Source organism: Sinomonas atrocyanea (assembly GCF_030812675.1).
Taxonomy (GTDB): Bacteria; Actinomycetota; Actinomycetes; order Actinomycetales; family Micrococcaceae; genus Sinomonas; species Sinomonas atrocyanea_B.
The window spans coordinates 14,069-37,727 of record NZ_JAUSTE010000005.1 but is presented as its reverse complement, the minus strand read 5'-3'; the positions used below and the strand labels follow the sequence as shown (position 1 = coordinate 37,727).

The window sequence follows — 23,659 nt, the reverse complement described above, 5'->3', positions numbered from 1 at the left end:
GGGAGTACCGGTCTGTAGCACCCGGCCATTCTACGCAAGGTAGTAGTGCGTTCCCTGTGGACGGCGGCGGCCCCCGCCGTGAGCGCACTTTCCGCCGAGGGCGTGATAAGCATCTCCTTACTGGAGACCCGGGGCATATTAGGCAATGATTGTCTTGTGTATTCCGTGACCTCCCCGAAGCCCGATGCCCGGGCCGACGCTGAGGACCGCACGCGGGACCGCGTCCTGAGCGCGGTCCTCGAGCACGGGCCCGTCAGCGCCGCTGAGCTGGGCGAGATGCTCAACGTGACGCCCGCAGCGGTCCGCCGCCACCTCGACGCCCTCACCGGGGCCGGCGTCGTGGAGGTCAAGCGGGTGGTGACGTCCGGCGCCGGCGCGGGGCGGCCCGCCCGGCGGTACGTGCTGACCTCCAGGGGCCAGTCCACCATCGGCGACGACTACTTGGCGATCGCGCGCAAGGCGCTCGAGCGGCTGGGCGAGCTCGGTGGCCCCGGCGCCGTCGAGGACTTCGCGCATGAGCGCTTCGCCGCCATGGAGCGGCGCTACCAGCCGCTCGTGGACGCGGCGGGCGAGGACATCGCGGCGAGGGCCAGGGCCCTCGCCGAGGCGCTCACGGCGGACGGCTTCGTGGCCTCCTCTGCCTCGGTCCAGGGCAAGGCGCCGCTGCCGGTCCACTTGGGCAGCGTCCAGCTGTGCCAGGGGCACTGCCCCGTGCAGCAGCTCGCCGCGGAGTTCCCCGTCTTCTGCGACAGCGAGACGGCGGCGTTCTCACGCCTCCTCGGCGTGGACGTCCGCAGGCTCTCCACCCTCGCGCAGGGCGGGCACGTGTGCACGACCCACATACCTACCGGGCGGGGCCAGCTGAAGCTGCCCGGCGCGGAGACCGCAACCAACCAGCAAGAGAGGCCGTGATGACGGATCAATTAGCTGAGAACCGCGCCGCGACGGCCGGGGGCCAGGCCGGCGCCGGGTCAACGGTGATCGCGGAGATCCTGGAGAAGAACCCCGAGCTCCACGGGATCGGCACGTACGAGTACGGGTGGGCCGACAAGGACGACGCCGGCGCGAACGCGCGCCGCGGCCTCAACGAGGACGTGGTCCGGGACATCTCCGCCAAGAAGGGCGAGCCCGAGTGGATGCTCGAGACGCGCCTGAAGGGCCTGAAGTACTTCGACCGCAAGCCGATGCCGCTGTGGGGCGCCGACCTCTCCGGGATCGACTTCGACAACATCAAGTACTTCGTCCGCTCCACCGAGAAGCAGGCGCAGTCCTGGGAGGATCTCCCCGAGGACATCCGCAACACCTACGAGAAGCTCGGCATCCCCGAGGCCGAGCGGTCCCGCCTCGTGGCCGGCGTCGCGGCCCAGTACGAGTCCGAGGTCGTCTACCACCAGATCCGCGAGGACCTCGAGGCCCAGGGCGTGGTCTTCCTCGACACGGACACCGCCCTCAAGGAGCACCCCGAGTTCTTCCAGGAGTACTTCGGCACCGTGATCCCGGTGGGCGACAACAAGTTCGCCTCCCTCAACACGGCCGTGTGGTCCGGCGGCTCGTTCGTGTATGTCCCCAAGGGCGTCCACGTCGAGATCCCGCTGCAGGCCTACTTCCGCATCAACACGGAGAACATGGGCCAGTTCGAGCGGACGCTCATCATCGCGGACGAGGACTCCTACGTCCACTACATCGAGGGCTGCACCGCCCCGATCTACACCTCCGACTCGCTGCACTCGGCCGTCGTCGAGATCGTCGTGAAGAAGGGCGCCCGCGTGCGCTACACGACCATCCAGAACTGGTCGAACAACGTCTACAACCTCGTCACCAAGCGCGCCATCTGCCATGAGGGCGCGACGATGGAGTGGATCGACGGCAACATCGGCTCGAAGGTCACCATGAAGTACCCGGCGGTGTACCTCGTGGGCGAGCACGCGAAGGGCGAGACGCTCTCGATCGCGTTCGCGGGCGAGGGCCAGCACCAGGACACGGGCTCAAAGATGGTGCACATCGCGCCCAACACGAAGTCCTCGATCGTGTCCAAGTCCGTGGCCCGCGGCGGCGGCCGTGCGGCGTACCGCGGCCTCGTCCAGGTCCGCGAGGGGGCGAAGCACTCCGCCAACACGGTCCGCTGCGACGCCCTGCTCGTCGACACGGTCTCCCGCTCGGACACGTACCCGTACATCGACATCCGCGAGGACGACGTCGTGCTCGGCCACGAGGCGACCGTCTCGCGGGTGTCCGAGGAGCAGCTCTTCTACCTCATGTCCCGCGGCCTGCCCGAGGACGAGGCGATGGCGATGATCGTGCGCGGCTTCATCGAGCCGATCGCCCGCGAGCTCCCCATGGAGTACGCCCTCGAGCTGAACCGCCTGATCGAACTGCAGATGGAAGGGTCCGTCGGCTGATGACTGAGATGACCGAAGAGAAGACCGCAGAGAAGGCCCGCATCGGCACCCCGTCGATCCCCGGCCTCACGGAGGAGGGCGAGAGCCTGAGCCCGGTCGAGGCCGTCGCCTCCCCGCTGGGCGGCGCAGCGTCGAAGGCCCACTCGCACGGCGGGGGCTACGGCATCCCCGACAGCTCGCGTGCCGGGCGCCTGACGTCCTACCGGCTCGAGGACTTCCCCGCGCTGAAGGGCACCGAGGAGGAGTGGCGCTTCACGCCCCTCAAGCGGCTCGGCGGGCTGCACAGCGCGGCGCTCGACGGCGCCGCCCCGGCCGTCGCCGTCGAGGGACCCGATCAGGTCCGCGTCGAGACGGTGGGCCGCGACGACGCCCGCATCGGCTCGGCCGGCATCCCCGAGGACCGCGTCTCCGCCAACGCGTGGGCGCACTTCACCGAGGCCACGGTCGTCACGGTGCCCGCGGGCGCCGAGCTGGCCGAGCGGGTCCTCGTGACCCTGACCGGAGCGGGCTCCGCCCCCGCCGCCCAGCACCTCGTCGTGGTCGCCGAGCAGGGCTCCCGCGCCGTCGTCGTGCTCAACCACGTCGGCGAGGCTGTCGTGTCCGAGAACGTCGAGGTCGTCCTCGAGGACGGCGCCGACCTGACGCTCGTGACCCTGCAGGAGTGGGCCGACACCTCGGTCCACGCCTCGAGCCAGCAGGTCAAGGTGGGCCGCGACGCGCACCTGAAGCACATCGTCGTCAGCCTGGGCGGCTCGCTCGTCCGCATGACCCCGACGGCCCGGTTCGCGGCCCCCGGCGGCGAGGTCGAGCTCTACGGCCTCTACTTCGCCGACGCCGGCCAGCACCTCGAGCACCGCACCTACGTGGACCACGCCCAGCCCAACTGCGTCTCCAACGTCCTGTACAAGGGCGCCCTCCAGGGCAAGGACGCGCGCGCGGTGTGGGTCGGCGACGTGCTGATCCAGAAGCAGGCCGAGGGCACCGACAGCTACGAGAAGAACCAGAACCTGGTCCTCACCGACGGCTGCCGCGCGGACTCCGTGCCGAACCTCGAGATCGAGACCGGCCTCATCGAGGGCGCCGGCCACGCGAGCGCGACCGGCCGCTTCGACGACGAGCACCTGTTCTACCTCATGGCGCGCGGCATCCCCGAGGATGTGGCCCGCCGGCTCGTGGTGCGCGGCTTCCTGAACGAGATCATCCAGAAGATCGGCGTCCAGGGCATCGAGGACCACCTGACCGAAGCCGTCGAGCGCGAGCTCGAAGCCGGCGAGAACTGACAACGACCTTTAGGCCAGCCCGGCCCGCCGGGCAGTAGGAGAACACACATGTCCACACTGGAGATCAAGGACCTGCACGTCTCGATCGAGACCGAGCAGGGCGTCAAGGAGATCCTCAAGGGTGTCACCCTCACCGTCAAGACGGGGGAGACGCACGCCATCATGGGCCCGAACGGCTCCGGCAAGTCCACCCTCGCCTCGACGATCGCGGGCCACCCGCGCTACACCGTCACCTCGGGCTCGATCACGCTCGACGGCGAGGACGTCCTCGCGATGAGCGTGGACGAGCGCGCCCGCGCGGGCCTCTTCCTCGCGATGCAGTACCCGGTGGAGATCCCGGGCGTCACCATGACGAACTTCCTGCGCACCGCGAAGACCGCGATCGACGGCGAGACCCCGGCCATCCGCCACTGGACCAAGGACGTCAAGGCGGCCATGGAGCAGCTGCGCATCGACGCGGACTTCGCCCAGCGCAACGTCAACGAGGGCTTCTCCGGCGGCGAGAAGAAGCGCGTCGAGATCCTCCAGCTCGAGCTGTTCAAGCCGAAGTTCGCGATCCTCGACGAGACCGACTCCGGCCTCGACGTCGACGCCCTCAAGGTCGTCTCGGAGGGCGTCAACCGCGCCCACGCCGAGGGCAACATGGGCACCCTCCTCATCACCCACTACACGCGGATCCTGCGCTACATCAAGCCGCAGTTCGTGCACGTGTTCGTGGACGGCCGCATCGCGGAGCAGGGCGGCCCCGAGCTCGCCGACCGCCTCGAGGACGAGGGCTACGACCGCTTCCTCACGGGCGCCGGCTCCGCGACGGCCACGGCCTGACCCGGGCCGCCGCCACCACTTCGACACTGGGAAGGCAGTGATGACAGAGATCCAGCCCGCACCGACATCGCTCGAGGACGTCGAGGAGCGTCTCAAGGACGTGATCGACCCCGAGCTCGGCGTCAACGTCGTGGACCTGGGGCTCGTCTATGGGCTCGAGTACGGCGAGGACGGGGCGCTGCTGATCAGCATGACGCTCACGACCGCCGCATGCCCGCTCACGGACATCCTCGAAGAACAGGTCGGCAAGGTCCTCGACGGCGTTGTCGACGAGTGGCGCCTCAACTGGGTGTGGATGCCGCCATGGGGTCCCGAGCGGATCACCGAGGACGGCCGCGACCAGATGCGCGCCCTCGGCTTCAACATCTGAGCAGAGGGCCCCTTCAGGGCCCGCCCCCGCGAGAGCACGACGGCGGCCGGTCACCTTCCCCGCGGAAGGCGAGCGGCCGCCGTCGTGCGTCCAGCCGGCGGAAGGACGCTAGACGCGCCCCGTGAGGGTGTTGCACTGCTTGAGGTCCCCGCCGCTGAAGCCGCGCATGAACCACGTCTGGCGCTGCTGGCTCGTCCCGTGCGTGTAGCTCTCGGGATCCGCGCGGCCGGTCGCGGACTTCTGGATCCTGTCGTCCCCCACGGAGGCGGCGGCGGAGAGCGCGTCCTGGACGTCCTTCTGGGTGATCGGCTGCAGGTACGGCTTGCCCGTGGAGGGGTCGTCGATGGTGCTCGCATAGTGGGCCCACATGCCGGCGAGGCAGTCCGCCTGGAGCTCCACGCGCACGCTCCCGGACTCGGGTCCCTGGGGGTCTTTCTGGGCGTAGCCGAGGGTGCCGACGAGGTCCTGGACGTGGTGCCCGAACTCGTGGGCCACCACGTACTCCTGGGCCAGCGGCCCTCCCGAGGACCCGAACCGGGTCACGAGCTCGTCGAAGAAGCCCGGGTCGAAGTACGCGGTGACGTCCCCGGAGCAGTAGAACGGGCCGACCGCCGTCGTCGCCGGCCCGCACGCGGTCGAGGTCTGCCCGCTGAACACGACCGCCTTGGGCCGGGTATAGCGGACTCCCTGCGAGGGCAGGTAGCCCGCCCAGAAGGCGTTGACGCTGTTGACCGTCCCGACGATTCGGCAGTCGAGCCGCTGTGCGGCGTCGGCGCCCGTGCGGCACTGGCCCGTGCCGACGCTGGCCGGGCCGGTGGCCGTCCCGGACTGGCCGGAGCCGCCGGTGAGGTCGCCGAGGAGCCCCGGATTCACCCCCAGGAGGGTGAGCGCGAGCACGAGGAGGGCGCCCACGCCGCCGCCGATCAGCGGCCCGCGGCCCAGCCCTCCACCGCCGCCGCGCCGGTCCTCGACCTGGGACGGGTCCAGCTGGCTGCCATCGTTGAAGCTCATGGACCTACGCTAGCCGCCGCGTCACGATCCGGTCCGCACCCCCGGCGCGCCGATAGGATTTCCCCATGCCCTTCCTGGACCGGCTCGCGCGGTGGGCCGCTGAGAAGCCGCACGAGCCCGCAGTGGTGTGCGGGCCCGAGCGGCTCTCCTGGGCGCAGCTGCACGCCGCCGCCGCGGAGCTCGCGGCCTCGGGTGAACCCACCGGGGTGCTCCGCGCGCCCAACAGCGTGGACTTCGCCGTGCGCTGGGCGGCCGGGGTGGCCGGCGAGCGCGAGTGCGCGGTGCTCGACCCGGTCTGGCCTGACGAGCTGGCCCGCGACGTCGAGGCGCGCCTGGCGGACCGCTGGGGCGCGCCCGCCGGGCGGCGCCTGGAGCCCACGGAGCTCAGGGACGGCAGCGCCGCCTCGAGCTTCCTCGTGGGCCTCACCTCGGGCACCACGAGCGTGCCGAAGGGCTTCAGCCGCTCCCGCGGGTCGTGGGCACGCTCGTTCGAGGCCTCGGCCGCGGCGTTCGGGCTCACCTCCGGCGACCGCGTGCTCGCCCCCGGCCCGCTCTCGGCCAGCCTGAACCTCTACACGCTCTCCGAATGCCTGTGGGCCGGAGCGGCGTTCCACACCCTGCCGGGGTTCGACGTGGGGGACGCGCATGCGGAGATCACCCTGCGCGGCATCACGCGCCTCGTCCTCGTGCCCACCATGCTCCGGGTCCTCGCCGAGCGCGGCCTGGCCGGGGACGTCGACGCGAGCGGGCTGGCCGCCGTGGTGTGCTCGGGCCAGAAGCTGGACCGCCGCACCCTCGAGGCGGTGCGCCGCTGGGCCCCGCGCGCCGTCGTGTGGGAGTACTACGGCGCCTCCGAGCTGAGCTTCGTCGCCTCGAGCAGCCACGATCCGGGCAGCGCCGCGACGGAGGTGGGGACCGGCGTCGGCCGTGCCTTCGAGGGCGTCGAGGTGGCCATCCTCGACGACTCCGGAGCGCCCGTCCCCGAGGGCCGGACCGGGAACATCTGCGTGCGGAGCGCCCTCGTCTCCGACGGCTACGTGTGGGGCGACGACGGGAACGCGTTCACCCGGCTCGATGACTGGTGCACGGTGCGCGACCAGGGGTTCCTCGCCGACGGCGAGCTCCACGTCCTCGGACGGACCCAGGACATGGTCAACACCGGCGGCCACAACGTGTACCCCCACGAGGTCGAGGCGGCCCTGGCCATGATCCCCGGCGTCGCGGAGGTCGTCGTCGCGGGGATCCCGGACGACGTCCGCGGCCAGCGCATCGTGGCCGGGATCGTCCCCGCCCACGCGGGGCTGTGCCAGCTCCAGCTCCGGGCAGGACTCGAGGGCCACCTCGCCCCGGCGAAGCGCCCGCTCGAGTACGTCGAGCTGGCCGAGCTGCCCGTCACCGAGCGCGGCAAGCTCTCCCGGACCGAGTTCCAGCGATGGGTGCTCGAGGGGGACCCGCGTGCCCGCCGCCTCGCGTAGCCCGGAGGGGGCCCCGCTCATCGTCGAGGGGCTGCGGACGCCGCTCGCCCGGGCCGGGACCGAGCTCGCCGGCGTGCCGGTCCACGAGCTCCTGGGGGCGGTCCTGCGTGGGGTCGTGGACCGGTCCGCGGTCGAGCCCCGGGACCTCGCCGACGTCGTCGTCGGCAACGCCGCCGGCGGTGGCGGCAACCTCGCCCGCCTCGGCGCGCTCACTGCCGGGCTGCCCGAGCGGCTGCCGGGCATCACGGTGGACCGGCAGTGCGGCTCGGGCCTCGATGCGATCGTGCTCGCCTGCCGGCTCGTGCAGGCCGGCGCGGGCGCCGCGTACCTCGCCGGGGGAGCGGAGTCCGTCAGCACGGCCCCGGTGCGCGGGCGGCGCCGCCCCGACGGCTCCGTGGAGTTCTACCGGCGCGCCCAGCACGCCCCCCGTGACCCGGCCGCGGCCGAGCCGTCCGATCCCGACATGGGGTTCGCCGCCGAGACCGTGGCCCGCGAAGGCGGCATCGGCCGCGAGCGCCAGGACGACTTCGCACTGCGCAGCCACGCCCGTGCGCTCCGGGCGGCGGCGTCCGGCGCGTTCGACGGCGAGCTGGTCCCCGTCCGCGTTCCCGGCACCGAGGACTGGGTCACGGCGGACAACGGCCCGAGGCCCCGGCTCGACGCGCGGCTGCTCGCCCGGTTCCCCGCGGCGTTCGTGCCCGGGGGCACGGTGACGGCCGGCAACTCCTGCGGCGACGCGGACGGCGCTGCTGCCACGCTCGTGCTCGGCCCAGGCTGCGGTCCTGCGCCCCGTGAGGGCCGGGCCGCGCTGGCCTTCCTCGGTGCCGAGACCGTGGGGGTCGATCCGCGCCGCCTCGGCCTGGGGGCCGTGGTCGCCGCCGAGCAGCTCCTGGCCCGGCACGGGGTGCGGGCGGCGGAGCTCGGGGCGATCGAGTTCAACGAGGCCTTCGCGGGACAGGTCCTGGCATGCATCGACCGGCTCGGTCTCACCGGGGAGGACCTGGATCGGGCCCTGAACACCGACGGCGGCGCGCTCGCCCTCGGGCACGCCTACGGCGCCTCGGGCGCGGTCTCCGTGGTCCGGCTCCTGGCCCGGGCCCAGGGCCTGCCGGACGGGACCCTCTGCCTGGCGATGATCAGCTCCGCCGGGGGCATCGGAACCGCCGCGCTCTTCACGACCGTGCGCGGTCGCTGACAGGGCGGACTCCTCGGCGTCCGTCCCCGCGGCACTCAGTCGTCGCCGAGTCCCCGGGCAGCCAGGGCGTCTCCGGTGCGCCGTGCGTAGGCCACGGCGGCCAGCACCACCGGCACGGTCCGCGCGCGCACGCTGCGCTCGAGGCCGCGCGCGCGGGCGGCGTCGCCCACCTCCGCGAACGATCCGGCCAGGACGGGGATGCTGCGCACCATGATCGCGATCGCGAGGGCGAACCTCTCGGGGTCGGCGCCGAGCCGCCGGAACGGCCGTGCCAGGGAGGCGACGGCGTCGAGCAGGTCCTGGAGCGGGACGGTCGCGGTGAGCAGTCCGGCCGCCACGAAGCACAGGAGGAGATTGGCCACGATCCGCCCGGCCGCGGCGGGGCCCTGCTGCCACCACTGGAAGGCGAACAGGACTGCGGCGAGCGGAAGCACGAGCCGCCAGGAGGCCGCGAGCCGGCGGACGCCCAGGCCCGCCGACAGCCAGGCGAGGACCACGGCCGCCAGCGCGGCGCACGAGGCGCGCCAGTCCAGGAGCACGAAGCTCGCGGCGCCGGCCGCGACCACCCCGGCGAACTTGGCCGCCAGCGGGGCGCGGTGGAGCCAGGAGTCGCCGTGGACGTAGCCGGCAAGGAGCCCGGCGGCGGGGCGGCGCATCAGGCGCCTCCGCGCTGGGGTCCGGCCGGCGCGTGCAGGCACAGCTGCCGGTAGAGGCCGATGGCGGGTCCCGGTGCACCGTCGAAGGCGATCCGCCCGTCCTCGACCACGAGCACGCGGTCGGCGTCCGCCGCGAGCTCGAGGTCGTGGGTGGAGAGGATGACCTGCTCGCCGAGCGAGGCCAGCGTGCGCCGCAGCAGTTCGCGGTTGCGCAGGTCGAGCAGCGTCGAGGGCTCGTCGAGCACGAGCACCTCGGGCCCGACCGCGAGCACCGCGGCGAGTGCCATCAGCTGGCGCTCGCCGCCGGAGAGCTCGTGCACGCTCTGGTCGGCGAGCGCGCCGAGGCCGAAGCGGTCCAGGACCGCCTGGGCGGCCGCCGCGCGCTCGGACCGCCCGCGATGCCGGCGCCGCAGCGAGAGCTCGACATCCTCCCGCCCGGTGGGCATGACGAGCTGGGAGAGCGGGTCCGTGAAGACGAACCCGACGCGCTGGCGCACGGCACGGACGTCGTGGACCGTGTCGAGGCCGTGCACCGCCACGGCGCCGGTGCTGGGCGCGACGAGGCCGTTGAGCAGGCGCAGGAGCGTGGACTTGCCGGATCCGTTCGCGCCGATGACGGCGATGCGCGCCTCGGTGAGCGCGAGGTCGATGCCGTCGAGGAGCACCTTGTGGGCGGGGAACCCGGGCAGGGGGTCGTCCACGGGCACGACCACGCTGACGTCGGCCAGCGTGATGCCGCTGCGCTGTCGGTACTGGGTCGTCTGATGGCTCAAGCTTCCTCCTGCGCCGGGAATGGGGCCCTGTCAGAAGGCTACGGAGCGGGGCCCCGGCCCGTTTTGTCGACGGCCCACCATCGGCGCGGGCCCGGTGTTGGCGGGTCGCTACAAAGAGCCCTCCAGGCCGGGACGGATCATCGTGATGCCTGCGACCTGCGCCGAATCGAAGCGGGGCAGCAGGGCGGCGGCCTCGTCGAGCCCGACCACCCGCTCGATGAGGTCCTGGGGGCGCAGCGCACCCGAGGCGATGAGTCCGAGCATGCCGGGGTAGTCGGCGGCAGCCATGCCGTGGCTCCCGAAGAGGTCCAGCTCCCAGGCGATCACCCGCGCCATGGGGACTCGGGGGTGGCCTTCCACCGGGGGCAGGAGGCCGATCTGGACGTGCCGGCCGCGGCGGGCCAGGCTCAGGATGGCGTCGGCGCAGGTCTGCTCGCTGCCGACCGCGTCGACCGACACCTGGCTTCCCCCGCCCGTGACGGCGTGCACGCGGTCCGGGAGGTCGGAGCCGTCGGCCACGAGGACATGGTCGGCGCCGAGCGCTGCGGCCGCGGCGAGCGCTCCCGCGTTCCGGTCGACGGCGATGACCCTCGCACCGAGGGCCTTCGCGATCATGACCGCGCTCAGTCCCACGCCGCCCGCGCCGACCACGGTGACCCACTCGCCGGCCGCACAGCGGGCCCGGCGGGTGAGCGCCCGGAAGGCCGTGGCGAACCGGCACCCGAGGCTCGCCGCCGCCTCGAAGTCCACGCCCTCGGGGATCGCGACGAGATTGGTGTCGGCGGCGTGGATCGCGACCTGCTCGGCGAAGGACCCCCAGTGCGTGAAGCCCGGCTGCTCCTGGTCGGGGCAGACCTGCGCATTCCCCGACAGGCACCACGTGCACGTCCCGCAGCCCTCGACGAAGGGGGCGGTGACGCGGTCTCCGACGCGCCACTTCGTGACCCCGGCGCCCACCCGGGCGACGACCCCCGCGAACTCGTGTCCGGGAACGTGGGGGAGCGCGATGTCGTCGTGCCCCGCCCACGCATGCCAGTCGCTGCGGCACAGCCCGGTGGCGGCCACCGAGACGACGACGCCGCCCTCCGGCACCTCGGGCTCGCCGACCTCGCGCACAGTCAGCGGTCCGGCGATCTCCTCCATGACGATGGCGAGCATGGTCCTCCTAGGCTGGTCTGGCATCTGCAGAGGCGGGCGCTCCACGGAGGCCGCGTCCGTTCCAGCGGCATCGTCTCACGCCGCGGCCCGGCGTTTCCCCGGGCCGCCCGTGGGGTAGGGCGAGCGGATGGAAGACACCACCGGCGCGCTGCGGCGCATCGCCCGCGAAGCCTTCGGGATCGACACGTGGCGGGAGGGCCAGTTCGAGGCCGTCCGTGCCGCGGCCGAGGGCCGCGACGTCCTGGCCGTCATGCCCACGGGGCACGGGAAGTCGGCGATCTACCAGGTCCCGGGAGCGGCCCGGCCGGGCGTGACCGTGGTGGTCAGCCCCCTCGTCGCGCTGCAGGCGGAGCAGGCCCGGGCCCTCCGGGCCGCCCTCGGTGAGGGAACCGCCGTCGTGCTCAACTCGACCCTGCGGGCGCGCGCGGAACGGGAGGCCTGGGAGAGCCTCGCAGACGGCACGGCCCGGTTCGTCTTCCTCGCGCCGGAGCAGCTCGCACGCGAGGAGACGGTGGCGCGCCTGGCGGAGCTGGAGCCGAAGCTGTTCGTCGTGGACGAGGCCCACTGCATCTCGGCCTGGGGACACGACTTCCGCCCCGACTATCTGGTGCTGGGGGAGGTGCGGCGCCGCCTGGGCAGCCCGCCAGCGGTGGCCCTGACAGCCACCGCATCACCCCACACGCGCGCCGAGATCGCCGACAGGCTCGGGCTGGCCGACCCGCTCGTCCTCCTCCAGAGCTTCGATCGGCCCGAGATCGGGCTGCGGGTCCAGCGGCACGCGAGGGAGGACGACAAGAGGGCCGCCGTGCTCGACCAGGCCGCCTCGCTCGAGGGCCCCGGCCTCGTGTACGTCGCCACGCGGAGGGAGACCGAGGAGATCGCGGCGGCGCTCGCCGACAGGGGCATCGCTGCGGCCGCCTACCACTCTGGCCGTGCTGCGGCAGACCGCGCCGCAGTCCACGAACGGTTCCTCGACGGCGGCGCCGGGGAGCGGCTCGACGTCGTCGTCGCCACGACCGCGTTCGGCATGGGGATCGACAAGCCCGACGTCCGCTACGTGGTCCACGCCGACGTCCCCGACTCCCTGGACAGCTACTACCAGGAGGTCGGCAGGGCCGGCCGGGACGGCGGCCCTGCCCTCGCGGTCCTCCACTACCGGCCCGAGGACCTCGGGCTCCGACGGTTCTTCGTGGGCGGCCAGGCCCCCCGGGAGCAGGTTGCGGGCGTGTTCGAGGCCGTCCGCGCCCACGGCCCGGTCCGGGCGGGCGCCCTCGGGGAGCTCACCGGGCTGGCGCCGCGCGCGCAGTCGCGCATCCTGAACCTGCTCGTGCGCAGCGGCTGCGTCCAGGCGGCCCGGGCCGGCTACCGCGCGTCCGACGGCGTGGACTCGCCGAGAGCGGTCGAGCGGGCGCTCGCCGAGGAGGAGTCCCGCCAGCGCGTGGACGCCTCCCGCATCGAGATGGTGCGAGGCTATGCGGAGACCGACGGCTGCCGCCGCCAGTGGCTCCTCAACTACTTCGGCGAGGACGCCCCGCCCTGGTGCGGCAACTGCGACCGCTGCGAGGAGGACGGAAGCCTGCAGCAGGCCCGCGAGCGCGCGGCCGATGCCCCGGAGGGCTGGGCGATGCAGGACCCGGTCCGGCACCGGGACTGGGGCGAAGGCCTGGTGATGGGCGTCGAGCCGGACAGGATCACGGTGCTGTTCGACTCCGTCGGATACAAGGAGCTCGCGCTCTCGGCCATCGACGCAGACGAGGAGCTGCTGGTCCGCATCTCAGATGCCTGATTGGCCCGGGCTCTGGCGGGGCATGGAGGGGGCGGGGCTAGTATGGCTCCCGTGCGCTGCGTGGCGCAGGTCACACGGCGGCGGCATTGAGACCGGGAGGGGTTCCCCATGGCACGTCCGCTCGAGTGGCCCGTACTGCGCCAGTTCCTGGAACACGACGTGACAGGCCGCCATCATGCGGCCAAGTCACGGGTCACCGAGAACCTCAGGGCGCGGACCGAGACGGCAGACCGGGTTGTCGACTCGGTCTGCCCTTTCTGTGCCGTCGGGTGCGCCCAGAAGGTCTACGTCAAGGACGAGAAGGTCGTCCAGATCGAGGGCCACCCCGATTCGCCCATCAGCCGCGGCAGGCTCTGCCCCAAGGGCTCCGCCTCGCTCCAGCTGACTACGGGCGACGCCCGCGAGAAGTATGTGCTCTACCGCCGCCCGCACGGCCGGGACTGGGAACGGCTCGATCTCGACACCGCGATGGACATGGTCGCCCAGCGCGTCGTCGACACGCGGCGGGACACGTGGGAGTGGGAGGCCCGGGACCGGCGGACCCGGCGCACCCTCGGCATCGCGAGCCTCGGCGGCGCCACGCTGGACAACGAGGAGAACTACCTCATCAAGAAGCTGTTCACGGCCTTGGGCATCGTCCAGGTCGAGAACCAGGCCCGCGTCTGCCACAGCTCGACGGTGGCAGCCCTCGGGACGAGCTTCGGCCGCGGCGGCTCGACCACCTACCTGCAGGACCTCTCGAACGCCGACTGCATCATCATCCAGGGCTCCAACTTCGCCGAGGCGCACCCGGTCGGCTTCCAATGGGTCATGGAGGCCAAGGAGCGCGGGGCGAAGATCATCCACGTCGACCCCCGGTTCTCCCGCACGAGCGCCATGGCGGACACGTTCGTGCCCCTCCGGGCCGGCAGCGACATCGCCTTCCTCGGCGGACTGATCAACTGGGTGCTCGAGCACGATGCCTACTTCCACGACTACGTCGTGGCGTACACCAACGCGGCCACTCTCATCTCGGAGGACTTCCAGGACACCGAGGACCTCGACGGGCTCTTCTCGGGCTTCGACCCCGAGAACCGCGCCTACAACACCGACTCGTGGCAGTACCGGGGCGGCTACGCCGCTCCGTCGTCCGGCGAGCGGGATTCTGACTTCCAGGGCGGCAGCACCGTTGGCGGGTCGTCCCACGCCCAATCGCACGGTTCCGGCGGCGCGTCGGTCCAGGGCGAATGGCAGCGGGACGAGACGCTGCAGGACCCGCGGTGCGTGTTCCAGATCCTCAAGCGGCACTACGCCCGCTACACCCCCGAGATGGTGGAGCGGGTGTGCGGCGTCCCGCAGGAGCTGTTCCGCGAGGTCGCGGAGACGATCACGGCCAATTCCGGCCGGGAACGCACCACGGCCTTCGCCTACGCCGTGGGGTGGACCCAGCACACCACCGGCACGCAGTACATCCGCGCCGCCTCGGTGCTCCAGCTGCTCCTGGGGAACATCGGCCGCCCCGGGGGCGGGATCATGGCGCTGCGGGGCCACGCCAGCATCCAGGGCTCGAGCGACATCCCGACCCTCTACGACCTCCTCCCCGGCTACCTCCCCAGCCCGCACGCCGAGCACCACCTCGACCTCGACTCCTACAGCGAGGCGGACTCGCCCCAGGCCGGCTTCTGGGGCAACTCCCGCGCCTACATGGTCAGCCTGCTGAAGGCCTGGTGGGGAGATGCGGCCACCGCGGAGAACGACTACTGCTTCGACTACCTGCCTCGGATCACAGGAAGCCACAGCACCTACGACACGGTGGAGGCCCAGCTCGAGGGGACCTGCAAGGGCTACTTCCTCTTCGGTGAGAACCCTGCCGTGGGCTCGGCGAACACCCATCTGCAGCGCATGGGCATGGCGAACCTCGACTGGCTCGTGGTCCGGGACTTCTCCCAGATCGAGAGCGCGACGTGGTGGAAGGACGGCCCCGAGATCGCGACCGGCGAGCTGAAGACCGAGGACATCGCCACCGAGGTCTTCTTCTTCCCCGCCGCCGCGCACACCGAGAAGGCCGGCAGCTTCACCAACACCAACCGCCTCCTCCAGTGGCGGGACCAGGCCGTCGAGCCGGAGGCTGACCGTCGGAGCGACCTCTGGTTCGTCTGGCACCTCGGCAATAGGGTGCGGGCGCTCCTCGGCGGGTCGCATGACGAAGCCGACCGCCCGGTCCTGGAGCTGACCTGGGACTATCCGCACGGCGGCGCCCTCGACGAGCCCGACGCCGAGGGTGTGCTCGCCGAGATCAACGGGGCGGGCCCCGACGGCTCGCCGCTCTCGGCCTACACCGAGCTCAAGGACGACGGCTCGACGACGTGCGGATGCTGGATCTACTGCGGCGTCAGGGCCGACGGCGTCAACCAGGCGGCCCGGCGCAAGCCCCACCAGGAGCAGACCCTCGCGGGCCTCGAATGGGGCTGGGCGTGGCCCGCCAACCGCCGCGAGCTCTACAACCGGGCCTCCGCCGACCCTGAGGGGCGGCCGTGGAGCGAGCGGAAGAAGCTCATCTGGTGGGACGAGGACGCCGGCAAGTGGACCGGCGGCGACGTGCCCGACTTCGAGCCCACCAAGCCACCGAGCTACAGGCCGCCGGAGGGCGCCCGTGGGCCGGATGCCCTCTCCGGGACGGACCCGTTCATCATGCAGGCAGACGGCAGGGGCTGGCTGTACGCCCCGGCGGGGCTGTCGGACGGCCCGATCCCCACGCACTACGAGCCGCAGGAGTCACCGTTCGAGAATGAGCTCTACGGGCAGGGCCGGAACCCGCTGAGGAAGCTCCTTCCGCGCGAAGGCAACCGGTACCACCCCAGCGGCCGCGAGCCCGGAGCCGACGTCTACCCCTACGTGCTGACCACCTACCGGCTCACGGAGCACTTCACCGCCGGCGCCATGACCCGTTGGTTGCCCTACCTCGCCGAACTGCAGCCGGAGAGCTTCTGCGAGGTCTCGCCGGCGCTCGCTGCCGAGCGCGGGCTCATCCACAAGGGCTGGGCCACGCTGGTCTCGGCGCGGGGGGCCATCGAGGCCCGCGTCCTCGTCACCGACCGCATGAGGCCCCTCGTCGTCGGCGGGCGGACCGCCCACCAGATCGGCATGCCGTACCACTGGGGCCCGAACGGGCTCAGCAAGGGCGACTCGATGAACGAGCTCTCCTCGATCGCCATGGACCCCAACGTCCACATCCAGGAGGTCAAGGCCCTCACGGTGGACATCCGGCCCGGCCGCAGGCCGCGCGGGAAGGACCTGCTGGCCCTGGTCGAGGAGTATCAGCGACGCGCGGGGATCGATGAGCGCACCGGACTGGAGGGAATCAGGAAATGAGCGTCACATCGCTGGGGATGCCCACCGTCGGGGTCCCGCGCAAGGGCTTCTTCACCGACACGAGCCTGTGCATCGGCTGCAAGGCCTGCGAGGTGGCCTGCAAGGAGTGGAACCAGATCCCGGCCGACTCCACCCTCACGCTGACGGGCGAGTCGTTCGACAACACCTCGGCGCTCGGTGCCGACACGTGGCGCCACGTGGCCTTCATCGAGAAGCAGGTCCCGGCGACTGACCCGGGCGGCCACGATGGGGTCAAGTGGCTCATGTCCTCCGACGTGTGCAAGCACTGCACCCACGCGGCATGCCTCGACGTCTGCCCCACCGGGGCGCTCTTCCGCACCGAGCACGGCACCGTCGTCGTCCAGCAGGACGTGTGCAACGGCTGCGGGTACTGCGTGTCCGCATGCCCCTACGGGGTGATCGACCAGCGCAAGGACGACGGCCGGGTCTTCAAGTGCACCATGTGCTACGACCGTCTCGAGGCCGGGGAAGAGCCCGCCTGCGCCAAGGCGTGCCCGACCAAGTCCATCCAGTACGGCGAGCTCGACGAGCTGCGCGAGCGCGCGGACGCCCGCCTCGCCGAGCTGCACGAGCGCGGCGAGGAGAACGCCCAGCTCTACGGGCGCGACCCCGACAACGGCGTGGGCGGCGACGGCGCGTTCTTCCTCCTGCTCGATGAGCCCGAGGCCTACGGGCTCCCGCCGGACCCGATCGTGACCACGCGGGACCTGCCGGCCATGTGGAAGCGCGCCGCCGGCGCAGCCGCCGGCCTCCTCGCCGGTGCCGCCCTCGTGTTCTGGGGAGGCCGCGAGTGAGCCCGCGCCGCCGGCGCACCGAGGAGTTCACCTCGTACTACGGGCGCCCCATCCTCAAGGAACCGACCTGGGAGGCGCTGGACATCGCCGGCTACATCTTCGCTGGCGGCCTCGCGGGAGCGTCCTCCATCCTGGCCGCGGGCGCCCAGCACACGGACCGGCCCCGCCTCGAACGTGCCGCGAAGCTCACCGCCCTCACCGCGATCTCGGCCTCCGTCGTCGCCCTCGTGCACGACCTGGGGCGTCCGGAGCGCTTCGTCAACATGCTCCGGGTCGCCAAGCCCACCTCGCCCATGAGCGTCGGCTCCTGGATCCTCTCCGCCTACGGGCCGCTCGCGGGCGCGAGCGCGGCCGCCAGCGTCCTCGGCATCTTCCCGCGCGCTGGCAAGGCCGCCGGTCTCGGCGCGGCCCTGACCGGCTCGGCCGTGGCGACCTACACCGCGGTGCTCGTCTCCGACACGGCGGTCCCCACGTGGCATGACGCCCACGCCGTGATGCCGTTCGTGTTCGCAGGGTCCGCGGCGGCCTCGGCCGGGGGCCTCGCGGCGGCCCTCGCGCCCCTGGCCGAGGCGGGCCCGGCGCGGCGGATGGCGATCGGCGGCGCGGCCGTGGAGACCGCGGTGAGCCTCGCGATGGAACGCAGTGGGAAGCTCTCCGCCGAGACCTTCCACGAGGGCCGCGCGGGGACCCTGCTGCGGCTGTCGAAGGCCTTCACCGTGGGCGGAGCCGTCGGCCTGGCCCTCGGCGGCCGGTCGTCGCGCGCCGTGAGCGCGCTGAGCGGCCTCGCCGTGGCCGCAGGATCGGCGCTGCTCCGCTTCGGGATCTTCGAGGCCGGCCGTGCCTCCACCCTCGATCCGAAGTACGTGGTCGTGCCCCAGCGGGAGCGGCTCGCGGCGCGTCAGGAGGAGCCCGCCAGGGCCGATACCATGGGATGAGGCCCACGTCCGGGCCGCCTCCCCCTGAAAGGCCCCTGCCGAAGTGATCACTGTCTCCAACCTCGAACTGCGCGCCGGCGCACGCCTCCTCATGGACGAGGTGAGCTTCCGGATCGACAAGGGGGACAAGATCGGGCTCGTGGGACGCAACGGGGCGGGCAAGACGACGCTCACCCGCGTGCTCGCGGGGGAGGGCCTGCCCGCTGCAGGGACCGTGACCCGGGCCGGCGAGATCGGCTACCTCCCGCAGGACCCCCGGACCCCCGACATGGAGCAGCTCGCGCGCGACCGCATCCTCTCGGCGCGCGGGCTCGACGTCGTCGTGCGCAAGCTGCGCACCGCGCAGGCGGACATGGCGAGCGACGACGCGGAGGTCCAGCGCAAGGCCATGGCCCGCTACGACCGTCTCGAGGCCGAGTTCCTGGCGGGCGGAGGCTACGCGGCCGAGGCCGAGGCGGCCGCCATCTCGGCGAACCTCGCCCTCCCGGACAGGATCCTGAACCAGCCGCTCAGGACGCTCTCCGGCGGCCAGCGCCGGCGTGTCGAGCTGGCCCGCATCCTCTACTCGGGCGCGGACACGCTCCTCCTCGACGAGCCCACGAACCACCTGGACGCCGACTCGATCGGCTGGCTGCGGGACTTCCTCAAGGCGCACCAGGGCGGCCTCATCGTGATCTCCCACGACGTCGACCTGCTCGAGGCGACCGTGAACAAGGTGTTCCACCTCGACGCGAACCGTGCCGTGATCGACATCTACAACATGGGCTGGAAGCGCTACCTCGCCCAGCGCGAGACCGACGAGCGCGCGCGCCGGCGCGAGCGCGCCAACGCGGAGAAGAAGGCCCAGGTGCTCCTCGACCAGGCCAACAAGATGCGCGCAAAGGCCACCAAGGCCGTTGCCGCCCAGAACATGGCCAAGCGGGCCGAGCGGCTGCTGGCCGGGGTCGCTGACGAGCGGGTGGCCGACCGCGTGGCCGCGCTGCGCTTCCCGGAGCCCGCGCCGTGCGGCAAGACTCCGCTGACCGCGGAAGGGCTGTCCAAGTCCTACGGCTCGCTGGAGATCTTCACCGACGTCGACCTCGCCGTGGACCGCGGCTCCCGCGTCGTGATCCTCGGCCTCAACGGCGCGGGCAAGACCACGCTCCTGCGCATGCTGGCCGGCGTCGACACCCCGGACACCGGCGAGGTGGTCCCGGGCCACGGGCTCAAGGTCGGGTACTACGCCCAGGAGCACGAGACGCTCGACCATGACCGCACGGTCCTGGAGAACATGCGCAGCGCGGCGCCGGACCACCTCGGCGATGCCGAAGTCCGCGGGATCCTCGGCTCGTTCCTCTTCACCGGCGACGACGTGGACAAGCCCGCCGGGGTCCTCTCCGGCGGCGAGAAGACCCGCCTCGCCCTGGCCACGATCGTCGCCTCGAGCGCGAACGTGCTGCTCCTGGACGAGCCGACCAACAACCTCGACCCTGCGAGCCGACGCGAGATCCTCGGCGCCCTCAAGACCTACAAGGGGGCCGTGGTCATGGTCAGCCACGACGAGGGCGCGGTCGAGGCGCTCAACCCGGAGCGCGTGGTCCTCCTGCCCGACGGCGTCGAGGACCTGTGGAGCGCGGACTACCTGGACCTCATCACGCTGGCCTGACGGCGCCTACCGCACCTCGAGGGCCCGCGCGCCGGTGACCCGGGCGAGGTCGTCGTAGGAGATCGACAGCATCGACCGGTGGTCCCCGGCGCCCGCCCACAGGACCGGATACGCGGCAAGGTGCGTGTCGAGCAGTGTGCGCAGCGGCGCGGGGTGGCCCACGGGTGCCACGCCGCCCACGCGCTGGCCGGTGTGCGCGAGCACGAAGTCCGGCGAGGCGCGCCGGATCCTGGCCGAGCCGATCCGCTCGGCGACGAGCTTCGTGTCGACGCGCGCGGCGCCGCTCGCGAGGATGAGCAGCGGTGCGCCGTCCAGCTCGAACACGAGGCTGTTGGCGATCGCGCCGAGGTCACACCCGAGCACTCCGGCCGCCGCCGCGGCCGTGGGGACCTCGTCGTCGAACGTCCGCACGGTGTCCGCCAGCCCCGCGGCGACGAGGGCGGCACGGACGCGCCCCACGGCGTCCGGGTCGCCGGCCGCGTGGTACGGCATCAGTGGAAGCCCTGCGCGTCCAGGATCGCGTCCTCTTCGTCCTCGGCCGTGGGCCTGCGCTTCCGGCGCGGCGCGAAGCGTGCGGCCCGCGCGACGGCCTCGGCGACCTCGGACGGCGACGCATCGGGCGCCTCGGCGGCCTCTGCCGCCGCGTCGATGGCGTCGTTGCGGGCCTGCTGGCGCGCCGCATAGCCGAAGCCGATGAACATGAGCACTGCGAAGGCGAGCCACTGGAGCGCGTAGGAGAGGTGCATGCCCTCGTCCGGCGCCGGCTTGGGCAGCGAGGCCGGCGCGGGCTGCGCCGGGGCGGGATTCTCGCTCGCAAGCATGCCGTAGGCGCCCGTGAGGACGGGGTAGGGCAGCTGCTGGGCGTAGGCGGGCAGGTCGATCGAGGCGAGCTGGCCGTCCGGGGCGCCGCGGTCCAGGGCGGGCTCGCTCGGGCGCAGCCGCACGACGACGGTCGCCTCGCCTGAGGGGGGTGCCGGGATGGAGTCCGGCCGCCCGGCTTCCTTGTTGCCGATCGGCAGCCAGCCGCGGTCCACGATCACCGTCTGGCCGGAGTCGACCCTGAACGGGACGACGACCTCGTAGCCGGGCTGGCCCGAATTGGGCCGGTTGCGCACCACGCGGGTCTGGGCGGTGTCGTACGACCCGTGCAGCGCGACCTGCTTCCACTCGCTGTCGGAGGGCAGGGACGCGAACTCGGGGGCGGCCTGGGCGAACGGGACCGGCGGCGCGTCGTAGTTCCGGGTCACGAGGTCCACGTTCGCCTTGGCCTCGTCGAGACGGGCCATCTGCCAGCGGCTCAGCAGCACGCAGGCGATCGCGAAGACGACGGCGAGCCCGAGGTAGGTGAGCCACCGCCGGGAGATCAGGAATCGGTACATGAGGAGGGTGCTTCCGTCAGCGGCAGGGTCTCGCGCCAGAGCAGGCGCGTGCGCAGGTAGTCCTCGAGCCAGTCGCGGTGCTCGGCGCACGCCAGCCACGTCTTGCGGCGCTCCGGCGTGTGGATCTTGGGGTTGTTCCACTGCAGGCGCCACTGCGCGGGCGCCCGGCATCCCTTGCGGGAGCAGACCGGGGCCTGGGGGAGCTCGGAGTCGCCAGGCAGGAGGCTGAACAGGCTCATGCGGCGCCGGCCTCCGGGGGCTCCGAGCCGCTCCGGGGCGGCGGGGCGGGCGCGTCGCGCCCGTCATCGGCAGGCCCGTGGTCGGGCCGCCCAGCATCAGCGGGCCCAGCGTCGGCCGGCCCATCGTCGCCCGGCTCGTCGTCGACCATCTCCCCGACGATCGTCTCGCCGACCGGCGTCGGCCCGCCGACGCCGCCGCCCTCGGGCCGGCCGGCATCGATCTCGCCGTAGGCGATGTGGTCCATGAGCTCGGTGTCGTAGTCATCGCCCTTGGTCTGGGCGTTGGCGATCACCACCGCGACCCACGGAAGGAACACCGCGCCGGCGATCGCGATGAGCTTGAACCAGCCGTCAAGGAAGAACAGTGCCACGATGCAGACCACGCGGATCCCCATGGCCACCGCATACCGGACCATGCGCTGGTGCATGTCAACGCTGTGCCCGGGCGCGGCCGAGGTAATGCTGTGGACCTCAGGGGCGCCGTCGGCACCGTCCACGGCGTACTCGCCGTCGCTGTCGCTGGCCGCGCGGCCGTCTCGTTCTCTCGTCATCACACTCCCAAGCAGGCCCATTCTCCCACCACCGCGTGTACGGGCCAATTTGGCTAGGATGCACCCTGAACCGGCGCCGACCAGCGGCGTCCCCCCATCTTCCCTAGGAGCGCCAGTGAGCCCGGAAGCACCGTCCCCCCGCAGCGTCCTCGTCACCGGAGGCAATCGGGGCATCGGCCTCGCGATCGCCAAGGCGTTCCTCGCGAACGGCGACAAGGTCGCCGTGACCTACCGGACCGCCGCCGAGCTGCCGGAGGGCATCCTCGGCGTCCAGGCCGACGTGACCGACGAGGCCAGCATCGACGCCGCCTTCAAGGCCGTCGAGGAGGCCCACGGCCCGGTCGAGGTCCTCGTGGCCAATGCGGGCATCACCAAGGACACGCTCCTGCTGCGTATGAGCGAGGAGGACTTCACCTCCGTCCTCGACACGAACCTCACGGGCGCATTCCGCGTCGTCAAGCGGGCCTCGAAGGGCATGATCCGTCTGCGCCACGGCCGCGTCATCCTCATCTCCTCGGTCTCCGGCCTGTACGGGGCCCCCGGGCAGATCAACTACTCCGCCTCGAAGGCCGGCCTCGTGGGCCTCGCACGGTCGCTGACCCGCGAGCTCGGCTCGCGCGGCATCACCGCGAACGTCGTGGCGCCGGGCTTCATCAAGACGGACATGACGTCGGAGCTGCCGGAGGAGACCCAGAAGGACTATCTCTCGCGCGTGCCCGCCGGCCGGTTCGCGGACGCCGACGAGGTCGCCAAGGTGGTCCGCTGGATCGCGAGCGACGAGGCCGGGTACATCTCGGGGGCGGTCATCCCCGTCGACGGCGGCCTCGGCATGGGCCACTGAGCCGCACCTCGCTGCACGCGGCGCGCGGGCCACGGGCCGTTGTTGGAGGAATCCGACAACGGCCCGTGCGCTTCTGGGCTGGCATGATGGTGCGCAGTCACCGAAAACTTGGCGGGGTCACACAAAGTGGCCGACGCACAGACGAAGGGGAGCACGCATGGGAGTCCTGGACAGCAAGACCGCGATCGTCACGGGGTCGTCGCGGGGGATCGGCGCCGCCACGGCCAAGGTCCTCGCCGGCGAGGGCGCCGCCGTCGTCATCAACTACCGGCAGAAGGCGCCGCGCGCCAACAAGGTGGTGGCCGAGATCGAGGCCGCGGGCGGGCGCGCGATCGCGGTCGGCGGCGACCTCACCAACGAGGCGGACGTCGACGCCCTCGCCCAGGCGGCCGTGGACGCGTTCGGCTCCCTCGACATCCTGGTCCTCAACGCCTCCGGCGGCATGGAGTCCGGCCTCGGCGAGGACTATGCGCTCCGGCTCAACCGCGATGCCCAGGTCTCGATGCTGAAGGCCGCCGCCGAGCGCATGAAGCCCGGCTCGCGCGTCGTGTTCGTCACGAGCCACCAGGCCCACTTCATCGACAGCGTCCAGACGATGGACGCCTACGAGCCCGTGGCCCGGTCCAAGCGCGCCGGCGAGACGGCCCTGCGCGAGCTCGTCCCGTGGCTCGAGGAGAAGGGGATCACGTTCGTGGTCGTGTCCGGCGACATGATCGAGGGCACCATCACGGCCACGCTGCTCGAGCGTGCCGCCCCGGGGGCGATCGAGTCCCGCCGCGAGGCCGCCGGAAAGCTGTACTCCGTCGAGGAGTTCGGGGCCGAGGTCGCCAAGATGGCCACCGCGGACGTGTCGACGGGCCACACCGAGTACGTGGGCGGCGCGGGGCACTTCCAGGCCTGACCCCGCAAGCAGCTGCCAGAGACCCCGCAAGCAGCTGCCAGAGACCCCACAACCCCTCCCCGAGGTTGTGGGGT

Annotated in this window: 22 protein-coding genes; 14 read left to right on the top strand and 8 right to left on the bottom strand. The window is 72.3% G+C overall.

Annotated elements, in window-relative coordinates; genetic code table 11:
- Nucleotides 1–156 precede the first annotated feature (156 nt).
- The 5 genes from J2W20_RS08930 to J2W20_RS08910 are packed head-to-tail and all read left to right on the top strand — an operon-like array spanning nt 157 to nt 4,874.
- Nucleotides 157–912: a helix-turn-helix transcriptional regulator gene (locus tag J2W20_RS08930; RefSeq protein ID WP_307006174.1), complete on the top strand. Its 756-nt coding sequence runs from the start codon at nt 157–159 to the stop codon at nt 910–912.
- On the top strand, nt 912–2,399 hold the full coding sequence (gene sufB, locus J2W20_RS08925) for a Fe-S cluster assembly protein SufB (protein ID WP_307006173.1): 1,488 nt from the start codon (nt 912–914) through the stop codon (nt 2,397–2,399). The genes J2W20_RS08930 and sufB overlap by 1 nt, the downstream gene beginning before the upstream one ends.
- Nucleotides 2,399–3,679 (top strand): Fe-S cluster assembly protein SufD, encoded by a 1,281-nt coding sequence (sufD, locus tag J2W20_RS08920; protein WP_307006172.1) that lies wholly within the window; start codon nt 2,399–2,401, stop codon nt 3,677–3,679. Before sufB ends, sufD begins: the two co-directional genes overlap by 1 nt.
- 48 nt (nt 3,680–3,727) lie before the next feature.
- Nucleotides 3,728–4,504, top strand: a complete 777-nt coding sequence (sufC, locus tag J2W20_RS08915; protein ID WP_307006171.1) for a Fe-S cluster assembly ATPase SufC — start codon at nt 3,728–3,730, stop codon at nt 4,502–4,504.
- Between the two features lie 40 nt (nt 4,505–4,544).
- Nucleotides 4,545–4,874: a metal-sulfur cluster assembly factor gene (locus J2W20_RS08910; RefSeq protein WP_307006170.1), complete on the top strand. Its 330-nt coding sequence runs from the start codon at nt 4,545–4,547 to the stop codon at nt 4,872–4,874.
- Between the two features lie 108 nt (nt 4,875–4,982).
- Here the strand turns inward: J2W20_RS08910 and ypfJ are convergent, their stop codons facing one another.
- Nucleotides 4,983–5,885: a KPN_02809 family neutral zinc metallopeptidase gene (gene ypfJ / locus J2W20_RS08905; RefSeq protein ID WP_307006169.1), complete on the bottom strand. Its 903-nt coding sequence runs from the start codon at nt 5,883–5,885 to the stop codon at nt 4,983–4,985.
- Between the two features lie 65 nt (nt 5,886–5,950).
- Between ypfJ and J2W20_RS08900 the strand changes: the two genes are divergently transcribed.
- Nucleotides 5,951–7,360 (top strand): class I adenylate-forming enzyme family protein, encoded by a 1,410-nt coding sequence (locus J2W20_RS08900; protein WP_307006168.1) that lies wholly within the window; start codon nt 5,951–5,953, stop codon nt 7,358–7,360.
- A complete protein-coding gene (locus J2W20_RS08895) occupies nt 7,341–8,555 on the top strand; it encodes a thiolase family protein (protein WP_307006167.1) in 1,215 nt (404 codons plus the stop codon). Before J2W20_RS08900 ends, J2W20_RS08895 begins: the two co-directional genes overlap by 20 nt.
- 35 nt (nt 8,556–8,590) lie before the next feature.
- Here the strand turns inward: J2W20_RS08895 and J2W20_RS08890 are convergent, their stop codons facing one another.
- The 3 genes from J2W20_RS08890 to J2W20_RS08880 all read right to left on the bottom strand — a co-directional run bounded on the left by J2W20_RS08890 (nt 8,591) and on the right by J2W20_RS08880 (nt 11,142).
- On the bottom strand, nt 8,591–9,211 hold the full coding sequence (locus tag J2W20_RS08890; protein WP_307006166.1) for an energy-coupling factor transporter transmembrane component T family protein: 621 nt from the start codon (nt 9,209–9,211) through the stop codon (nt 8,591–8,593).
- Complete coding sequence (locus J2W20_RS08885) at nt 9,211–9,984, bottom strand: energy-coupling factor ABC transporter ATP-binding protein (RefSeq protein WP_373457989.1); 774 nt, start codon at nt 9,982–9,984, stop codon at nt 9,211–9,213. The genes J2W20_RS08890 and J2W20_RS08885 overlap by 1 nt, the downstream gene beginning before the upstream one ends.
- Before the next feature lie 108 nt (nt 9,985–10,092).
- On the bottom strand, nt 10,093–11,142 hold the full coding sequence (locus J2W20_RS08880) for a zinc-binding dehydrogenase (RefSeq protein WP_307006165.1): 1,050 nt from the start codon (nt 11,140–11,142) through the stop codon (nt 10,093–10,095).
- Between the two features lie 127 nt (nt 11,143–11,269).
- Here J2W20_RS08880 and J2W20_RS08875 point away from each other — a divergent pair, with 127 nt between their 5' ends.
- From J2W20_RS08875 to J2W20_RS08855, 5 genes are all read left to right on the top strand, one after another.
- Nucleotides 11,270–12,928 carry a RecQ family ATP-dependent DNA helicase gene (locus J2W20_RS08875; protein WP_307006164.1) on the top strand — a complete coding sequence of 553 codons (1,659 nt, stop codon included), beginning with the start codon at nt 11,270–11,272 and terminating at the stop codon, nt 12,926–12,928.
- Between the two features lie 108 nt (nt 12,929–13,036).
- Nucleotides 13,037–16,279 (top strand): formate dehydrogenase, encoded by a 3,243-nt coding sequence (gene fdh, locus J2W20_RS08870; RefSeq protein WP_307006163.1) that lies wholly within the window; start codon nt 13,037–13,039, stop codon nt 16,277–16,279.
- Nucleotides 16,276–17,094, top strand: coding sequence for a 4Fe-4S dicluster domain-containing protein (locus tag J2W20_RS08865; RefSeq protein ID WP_307006162.1), 819 nt, complete (start codon nt 16,276–16,278; stop codon nt 17,092–17,094). Before fdh ends, J2W20_RS08865 begins: the two co-directional genes overlap by 4 nt.
- Complete coding sequence (nrfD, locus tag J2W20_RS08860; RefSeq protein ID WP_307006161.1) at nt 17,091–18,029, top strand: NrfD/PsrC family molybdoenzyme membrane anchor subunit; 939 nt, start codon at nt 17,091–17,093, stop codon at nt 18,027–18,029. Before J2W20_RS08865 ends, nrfD begins: the two co-directional genes overlap by 4 nt.
- A 43-nt stretch (nt 18,030–18,072) precedes the next feature.
- Complete coding sequence (locus tag J2W20_RS08855; protein WP_307006160.1) at nt 18,073–19,674, top strand: ABC-F family ATP-binding cassette domain-containing protein; 1,602 nt, start codon at nt 18,073–18,075, stop codon at nt 19,672–19,674.
- A 6-nt stretch (nt 19,675–19,680) separates the two neighbouring features.
- Here the strand turns inward: J2W20_RS08855 and J2W20_RS08850 are convergent, their stop codons facing one another.
- Genes J2W20_RS08850 through J2W20_RS08835 form a run of 4 tightly spaced genes read right to left on the bottom strand, consistent with a single transcriptional unit; the run spans nt 19,681 to nt 21,843 of the window.
- Nucleotides 19,681–20,166: a YbaK/EbsC family protein gene (locus J2W20_RS08850; RefSeq protein WP_307006159.1), complete on the bottom strand. Its 486-nt coding sequence runs from the start codon at nt 20,164–20,166 to the stop codon at nt 19,681–19,683.
- The gene (locus tag J2W20_RS08845; protein WP_307006158.1) at nt 20,166–21,053 is read right to left on the bottom strand and encodes an SURF1 family cytochrome oxidase biogenesis protein; all 888 of its coding nucleotides are present in this window, start codon (nt 21,051–21,053) and stop codon (nt 20,166–20,168) included. The genes J2W20_RS08850 and J2W20_RS08845 overlap by 1 nt, the downstream gene beginning before the upstream one ends.
- Nucleotides 21,038–21,292 (bottom strand): hypothetical protein, encoded by a 255-nt coding sequence (locus J2W20_RS08840; RefSeq protein ID WP_307006157.1) that lies wholly within the window; start codon nt 21,290–21,292, stop codon nt 21,038–21,040. The genes J2W20_RS08845 and J2W20_RS08840 overlap by 16 nt, the downstream gene beginning before the upstream one ends.
- Nucleotides 21,289–21,843, bottom strand: a complete 555-nt coding sequence (locus tag J2W20_RS08835) for a DUF3099 domain-containing protein (RefSeq protein ID WP_307006154.1) — start codon at nt 21,841–21,843, stop codon at nt 21,289–21,291. The genes J2W20_RS08840 and J2W20_RS08835 overlap by 4 nt, the downstream gene beginning before the upstream one ends.
- 115 nt (nt 21,844–21,958) lie before the next feature.
- Here J2W20_RS08835 and J2W20_RS08830 point away from each other — a divergent pair, with 115 nt between their 5' ends.
- Together J2W20_RS08830 and J2W20_RS08825 are read left to right on the top strand one after the other, a co-directional pair.
- Nucleotides 21,959–22,684: a beta-ketoacyl-ACP reductase gene (locus J2W20_RS08830; protein WP_307006153.1), complete on the top strand. Its 726-nt coding sequence runs from the start codon at nt 21,959–21,961 to the stop codon at nt 22,682–22,684.
- Nucleotides 22,685–22,841: 157 nt separating this feature from the next.
- Nucleotides 22,842–23,585 carry an SDR family oxidoreductase gene (locus tag J2W20_RS08825; RefSeq protein ID WP_307006152.1) on the top strand — a complete coding sequence of 248 codons (744 nt, stop codon included), beginning with the start codon at nt 22,842–22,844 and terminating at the stop codon, nt 23,583–23,585.
- Nucleotides 23,586–23,659 lie beyond the last annotated feature (74 nt).